We start from the raw sequence: 5,893 nt of genomic DNA, 5'->3' as shown, positions 1-5,893 counted from the left end.
CGCAACGCCTGCTTCTCGCGCGTCTCGGGCATCGTGTGCCGGAACTGCCACACGATGATGAGCCCCGACGACACCTCGACGATGGAGTCGAGCCCGAACCCGACCAGCGCAACCGACCCGGCGACGAATCCGGCGGTGATGGCGATGACGGCTTCGACGGCGTTGTAGGCCACCGACGTTCCGGCCAGCAGCTGGGCCCGCCTCCCGAGCCGTGCCCTGTCGGTGGGGGTCAGGGCGACGGGCGCTCGGACGTGAGTGACCATCAGGCGTCCTTGAGGGTGTCGGTGCCGTAGTTGGGGCACAGCGTCACGGCGTCGCCGGTGGCCTCGAGGAGCCGTTCGGCTGCTGTCCACAGGTCCATGAGCGCGTCGGCGTGGTTCAGCGAGTAGACGGTTGCCCGACCCTGCGGGCGTGCGGTGACCAGCCCGCAGTCCCGCAGACACATCAGGTGCTTCGACACGGTCGACTGAGCCAGGCCCAGATGCGCGGTCAGGTCCACGACGCGGTGTTCGCCGAGCGCGAGGTGGCGCAGCAGGGCGATGCGGGACGGGTCGGCGAAACCGTGGAACAGGCAGGCAGCAGCAGTCAGCCCATCGGTGACCTCTGCTGCGGGTTCAACGCCCTTTATCTTTGTCATCGTCATATAGCGATGCTAAGGCCTGGGTGCCTGTGCTCGTCAAGTCGTGACAGTCGGTGCCACCGACAGTGCCGAGAAGAACGCCGAGAAGAACAAGGTTCAACTAGGTCTCAGATATGATCCCGCTCATGTTCATGTCCGGCGCCACCAGGGTCGTTAGCGCCTCGGCGCGCCCCCTGTGCGCCGCAGTCGTCTTGGCGATAATCCTGATGTGCGCAGTCCTTGGGGTCGCGGCATCAACCACCCCGCTGACCACCATGACCGGCATGACCGGCATGACCGGCATGACCGGCATGACCGGCATGGTCAGCCAGTCGGGCGTCTCGGGTATGAACGACATGGGCGACGCGGCTGTCGCTGCGGCTGTCGCTCCAGTCGCCGCCGTGATCACACTGGAGCTTGGCGGTGATGGCGGACTGACCTTAGCGTCGATGTGCGAAAGCCCCTGCGTCGCCGACATTAGCGGCGAATGCACCGTTGCTGCCGGGCTGGCAGTCACCGCTTTGTTGGCGTTGTTCCTGGCCTCGCGACGCGACACGTTCCTGGGTCTGCTCGCTCGTATCGGTCCTTTGTTCTTCGTCCGCAGACGACGGTGGGAACTAACACCATGGACTGTGCCGTCCCTGTCCTCCTTGTGCGTGTTAAGGGTCTGACAGGCCGCTCAGAGTGTCATCTCTGAGCCGACTCCTCGCTGCGTGCGCCTAGCAAGCCACGCCGCCGACTAGCGCCATCCTGAGCGCCGGTCACAGACCGCAACCGGTTCCTCCCCACGCGCCTTGTTCGCAGCGGATTCCGCTGCGGCCCACGCGCACCGGGTACGCGACCGGACCAACTTCTCGCACAAAGGAACACACCCAATGGACATGTCCGAATCCCCCATCCCGTCCTGGCTCACCCCAGTCGCCTGGACCTTTCTGACGCTCTCGGTTCTGAGCGCCGCCTTCATCGCCGCCGACATCTACCTGGGTCGCCGCCGCCACAACAGCGTCGCCACTGAACTGGTGTGGATTGCTTCCGGGCTTTACCTCGGTCCCTTCGCCATCGCCTTCTACCTGAGCCGAGGACGCACTAGCACCGATTCGGCTCCAGTCGATGGCACTGCTAGGAAGCCCGCCGACGCGGCGGTTGCGTTGCTTCCCGGGGGCGGCGCATCCGCTGTCGCACACCTCATCGCGGTGCCGTTCGTGGTCGCTGTCGGCTGGACCATCGCTGGTCTGGCGATGTGGCCCATGATCATCCTCATTGCGGTGCTCGTCGTCGTCATGGTGGCGGTCTACGAGCGTGTCGCCAGCACGGGACCCCGCACCGGTCACGCCCGTGGGTTGTCCGTTGGGGCAGCGATTGTTGCTGCCGTCATCACCGTCGTCGCATTCGACATCGGCATGGTCGGCTGGATGCTCCTGCTGCACTTCAACAACGCGATGCCAGCGGTCACTGACAGCACCTTCTGGCTCCTCATGCAGATTGGTGTGATCGCCGGTCTGCTGACCGGCTACCCGGCGGTCAAGTGGCTCCTGAACCGCAACCGGTCCGTCGTCCCGGCCTGACCAACGCACGAACCGAACATCACGGTCCCGGTGTCTGCCGCTACGCCCATGCGCGCGGCAGCACACCGGACAACCGGCTTCAGGAGTCTCCTTGTCCACGCCTTGAGCCTCGATCCGCCGATGAGCTTGGGCGGGTGAGCGCGTCGTGAAGTGAGAATGCCCTTACGTGCTGGGAAAATCGATCTTGTCTAGGGAACGATTGTCACCAACACGAAGGGCATCTCGTAGAAGCAACTTTGCCACACGTCGGCCGCGACCTCTGCGGTGTTCGATGATCCGAATCTCGTGTCGTCGGCCGGGCTGGTCCTGATGCTGGCCCGGTCCTCGGGACTCCACGAGCTCGCCGCCAAGCACCTGACGGTGCCGACCGACAAGGGTGCGAACGCCGGGTTGAAGGTCGCATCGCTGGTGGCGGGAATGGTCGCCTGCGCGGACAGCATCGATGACATGTGTGCTGTTGCGCCACGGTGGGATGGGCCGGGTCTTCGCCAACGCCTACGCGCCCTCGACGCTAGGTTCGTTCCTGCGCTCGTTCAGCTTCGGCCACGTCCGCCAGCTCGACGCGGTCGCATCGCGGTTCTTGGGCCGGCTGGCCGACATGTCCCCGCTGCTCACCACGGCCGACCCTGTTGGGCGGGTGAGGATCGATATCGACGACACCATCATCGAGGTCCGCGGCTACGCCAAACAGGGCTCTGGCTACGGCTACTCCGGCGTCCGTGGACTCAACGCCCTGCTCGCCACCGCGAGTACGAAGACCTCTGCGCCCGTGATCGTTGCCCAGCGACTCCGGAAGGGATCGTGCGGATCGCCGCGGGGCGCGAAACGCCTCGTCGCTGACGCGAGTCAAAGCCAGCATCGCCACGATCGGTGACGACGCCTGGACCTCCACGGCCCTTTGCCAGCAGGCCTCTAGCACTACTGGAAGGCCGCCTTCCAACCGGAGCTCACCGACGGGGCTCTGTCTCGCAGCCCACCTCGAGTACGGCCCCCAGGTGCCGGCCATGGAGTCGACGATGCACCTTTACCCGATCGACGGCGCCGTGCACGACGTGGCGTCTGAGGCGACCGCGTTCGCCTACCGGGACGCCAACTTCGCCCCCGTGATCGCCGGCATGTGGCTCGACCCTGCAGACAACGACGCCAACATCAAGTGGGTGCGTGAGTACCACGCTGCGCTCGAGCCCCACACCAGCGACGGCGGCTACATCAACTTCATGGCCGAGGACGACCAGAGCCGCATCCGAGCGAACTACGGCACCATCTACGAGCGCCTCACCGCCGTGAAGAAGGCCTACGACCCGACCAACCTCTTCCACCTCAACCAGAAACATCGCTCCGGCGGAGTAGACCCGCGAGCACGGACCAAGCGTGGCACGTCGACTTCGGCGCTGAAATGGGGCTGCTCGCTGCCGGCGCGTCAGCGCGTCCTTAGGGCTCCCCTGAACTTTGTGGAGTTGGTCGCCTGCCGTCAGGTGCTGCAGCGCATGAGCCTGGCCAAGGGTCCGATTTCGATTCGATGGTTCGTCACGGTTGATCGGCCTCCGTGCGCGGTACCGCCGGCCGGACCACATTCCCGCCCATCACCGTGATGGCAAGAATGGGCACCACGAGCGTCCAGGCACTCGCCAGCAGCCCGACCGCCGCTCCGAGGATGGCCAGCACTCGGCGAATAGTGTCCGACACGTGCGCAAACAGGCCGCAGAGGATCAGCCCGGCACCGCTCAAAAGCGTGCCGCCAAAGAAGCCGATTGTGGCCACTGCGGATCCTTCCGCGACTTTCAGCACTACTTCGAGCGTGCCCAATGCGGCGTAGACAACGGCCAGAGCCAGCGTCAGGCGGCGAACGAGTCGGGGAGTCATGCCGCGTCCCTTGTCAGGGTCCGCCCTGCCCGAGCCGAGTGAGTGGCGCTGGGAGAGCTCATGTCATGGACTATAGGAAGATACCTTCCTATAGTCCATGACATGCGACGCAAACCGGGCCAGCTGCTTGCCTTGGAAGTCGACATCCTCACCGCGGCTATGGACCTGCGTGGGAGCGGCGATGGGCGCTTCCACGGCTACCAGATCGCCAAGTTGCTCGCCACCGAGTCCGGGGCCCGACGTCTCACCGCCCACGGCACGCTCTACAAGGCGCTGGGCCGCCTCGAGGCAGCCGGTCTACTCAGCAGCGACTGGGAGGACGCCTCGGTGGCCGCGGCGCAGGGTCGTCCACGACGACGGCTCTACGAAGCCACAGGTGCCGCCGAGTCGGCCCTGACCTCTCAGCGAGGAACCACCGTCGACCCGCGGGTGGTCGGGCGAGCAGCATGGGGCCTGTCGTGAATGTCGATCTCCCCCGGCAGTGGTCGACTCCCGAGCAAGCCGCTCGGTCGACCGGGACCGCGCGATTCGCGGCACGACAGTCCCTGCGATGGGTCGGCTTCTACTCGGGCCTGGTGAACTCGGAAGCGGCCGAGCGCCGACGAGGCGAGATTACCTCCGACGTGTGGGAGCAACAGTCCTCCGCGACACAGGAGAACCCACCAGGCAGGTGGGTAGGGCTCTCCATTTTCGGGAGGACGGTGGGCGGGACGGCCGCCGACATCTCGTGGGTTCACGTTCAACGCGCGGCAGCATGCGGTCGGCCGTCTCCTCGACCAGCTGACCTGGCGCACGAACTCACCCGGCTCGCACTCCGGTGGTGGTGGGCAATGGGGGCGCTGCCGATCGCGCTGGCCTACCTGCTCATCGCCCATGCGATCTGGAACGAGCCCGGTCGACCATATGCCGACCAGCTGCTCTTGGTGCTGCCGGCAGCCGCCTCGCTCGTGGTCGGATCGGCCTTGCGGTCACGGCGTCCTCGAGCCTGCGCCATGCTCGTGATCATCGGCGCCATTCCAGCCTTCATTGCCTGGTGGACGCCCGAATTGCTCGCGGCCGCCACCCTCGTGGTGATTGGTTCCATCGCCGAGCTGGGCCACCTCGCACCCGGTGGAGGGACAGGCCGCAACGTCGCCCTGGTGACCATGGTCGTCCTGGCTGGGGCGATGGTTGCTCCGTTCGCGCTCGGGTTCAGCCTCGTGTGGATGGCCCTCGCCGCGGGCGCTCTGCTGGTGCTGGTCCTGACCGCGCGCCGGCCTATCGCGGCGGCCGCACTGCCGTGATGGAGACTCCCGCGCGGACTGTCTCTCGGCGGCTGCGAGCCCGTCCGCGCTGGTCGGGTTCTGGGGCCCGACCGGGGAGGTCATCTCGGGACACAGTCGTCCCATCCGTCCCCGGGCGCCCTGCCGGATCCCCGACCTACGCACAGGAACTGTGGGCGACCGCACGCGTGATCGCCCTCGGTGGGGTCATCACTGGCATGTGCATCGGCGTACTCCTCAGAGGGGGGATGCTGCTGCTCCGGGTAGCGCAGGAGTCCGCGCTCGGACTGACCTCCGACGACGGCTTTCTAATCGGTCAGGTCACGCTCTCAGGCACCTATGCCCTCCTGGTGCTCGGCGTCGGACTCGGCGTCCTCGGCACAGCGGCCTACATAGCGGTCGCGCCGTTCCTGATCGGTCCCCCATGGTGCCGTGTGGCGACCGTCGCCATCACGGCCATGCTCCTCGGAGGCGCCGTCACCATCAGAAGCGACGGCATCGACTTCACGGCCCTCGACACCGAGCTCGCGGTCGCGGTCTTCCTCGTCGTTCCGCTCCTGTCCGGACTGCTGGTGCCGCCATCG

8 protein-coding genes and 2 pseudogenes are annotated in these 5,893 nt (G+C 66.3%); 7 read left to right on the top strand and 3 right to left on the bottom strand.

Annotated features, from left to right (window positions below; all coding sequences use genetic code 11):
• Both RMO85_RS17715 and RMO85_RS17710 read right to left on the bottom strand, forming a co-directional pair.
• Positions 1-263, bottom strand: a pseudogene (locus RMO85_RS17715) (cation transporter); the annotation flags it as partial.
• Complete coding sequence (locus RMO85_RS17710) at positions 263-643, bottom strand: metalloregulator ArsR/SmtB family transcription factor (RefSeq protein WP_310530038.1); 381 nt, start codon at positions 641-643, stop codon at positions 263-265. The pseudogene RMO85_RS17715 and the gene RMO85_RS17710, both read right to left, overlap by 1 nt.
• Positions 644-903: 260 nt before the next feature.
• On the opposite strand from RMO85_RS17710, the gene RMO85_RS17705 reads away from it, so the two are divergent.
• The 4 genes and pseudogenes from RMO85_RS17705 to RMO85_RS17690 all read left to right on the top strand — a co-directional run bounded on the left by RMO85_RS17705 (position 904) and on the right by RMO85_RS17690 (position 3,776).
• Positions 904-1,290: a hypothetical protein gene (locus RMO85_RS17705; protein ID WP_310530037.1), complete on the top strand. Its 387-nt coding sequence runs from the start codon at positions 904-906 to the stop codon at positions 1,288-1,290.
• 210 nt (positions 1,291-1,500) lie between these two features.
• Positions 1,501-2,184: a DUF4396 domain-containing protein gene (locus RMO85_RS17700; protein WP_310530036.1), complete on the top strand. Its 684-nt coding sequence runs from the start codon at positions 1,501-1,503 to the stop codon at positions 2,182-2,184.
• Between the two features lie 309 nt (positions 2,185-2,493).
• Positions 2,494-3,046 (top strand): annotated as a pseudogene (locus tag RMO85_RS17695) (IS1380 family transposase); the annotation flags it as partial.
• A gap of 142 nt (positions 3,047-3,188) precedes the next feature.
• A complete protein-coding gene (locus RMO85_RS17690; RefSeq protein WP_310530035.1) occupies positions 3,189-3,776 on the top strand; it encodes a BBE domain-containing protein in 588 nt (195 codons plus the stop codon).
• On the opposite strand, the gene RMO85_RS17685 is transcribed toward RMO85_RS17690, so the two are convergent.
• Complete coding sequence (locus RMO85_RS17685) at positions 3,712-4,047, bottom strand: hypothetical protein (protein ID WP_310530034.1); 336 nt, start codon at positions 4,045-4,047, stop codon at positions 3,712-3,714. The genes RMO85_RS17690 and RMO85_RS17685 overlap by 65 nt on opposite strands.
• A gap of 102 nt (positions 4,048-4,149) precedes the next feature.
• On the opposite strand from RMO85_RS17685, the gene RMO85_RS17680 reads away from it, so the two are divergent.
• From RMO85_RS17680 to RMO85_RS17670, 3 genes are all read left to right on the top strand, one after another.
• The gene (locus RMO85_RS17680) at positions 4,150-4,509 is read left to right on the top strand and encodes a helix-turn-helix transcriptional regulator (protein ID WP_310530033.1); all 360 of its coding nucleotides are present in this window, start codon (positions 4,150-4,152) and stop codon (positions 4,507-4,509) included.
• 368 nt (positions 4,510-4,877) lie between these two features.
• On the top strand, positions 4,878-5,330 hold the full coding sequence (locus RMO85_RS17675; protein WP_310530032.1) for a hypothetical protein: 453 nt from the start codon (positions 4,878-4,880) through the stop codon (positions 5,328-5,330).
• A gap of 167 nt (positions 5,331-5,497) precedes the next feature.
• On the top strand, positions 5,498-5,893 hold a 396-nt coding region (locus RMO85_RS17670), incomplete at its 3' end, for a hypothetical protein (protein ID WP_310530031.1).

It is taken from the genome of Nocardioides sp. (assembly GCF_031422975.1).
Classification (GTDB): Bacteria; Actinomycetota; Actinomycetes; order Propionibacteriales; family Nocardioidaceae; genus Nocardioides.
This window is presented reverse-complemented; position numbering and strand designations above follow the sequence as displayed.

Excerpts from the sequence above, each read along its gene's own strand:
- RMO85_RS17710 (WP_310530038.1), bottom strand. The coding sequence starts at position 643 with ATGACGATGACAAAGATAAAGGGCGTTGAACCCGCAGCAGAGGTCACC.
- RMO85_RS17705 (WP_310530037.1), top strand. The coding sequence starts at position 904 with ATGACCGGCATGACCGGCATGACCGGCATGACCGGCATGGTCAGCCAG.
- RMO85_RS17700 (WP_310530036.1), top strand. The coding sequence starts at position 1,501 with ATGTCCGAATCCCCCATCCCGTCCTGGCTCACCCCAGTCGCCTGGACC.
- RMO85_RS17690 (WP_310530035.1), top strand. The coding sequence starts at position 3,189 with ATGGAGTCGACGATGCACCTTTACCCGATCGACGGCGCCGTGCACGAC.
- RMO85_RS17685 (WP_310530034.1), bottom strand. The coding sequence starts at position 4,047 with ATGACTCCCCGACTCGTTCGCCGCCTGACGCTGGCTCTGGCCGTTGTC.
- RMO85_RS17680 (WP_310530033.1), top strand. The coding sequence starts at position 4,150 with ATGCGACGCAAACCGGGCCAGCTGCTTGCCTTGGAAGTCGACATCCTC.
- RMO85_RS17675 (WP_310530032.1), top strand. The coding sequence starts at position 4,878 with ATGGGGGCGCTGCCGATCGCGCTGGCCTACCTGCTCATCGCCCATGCG.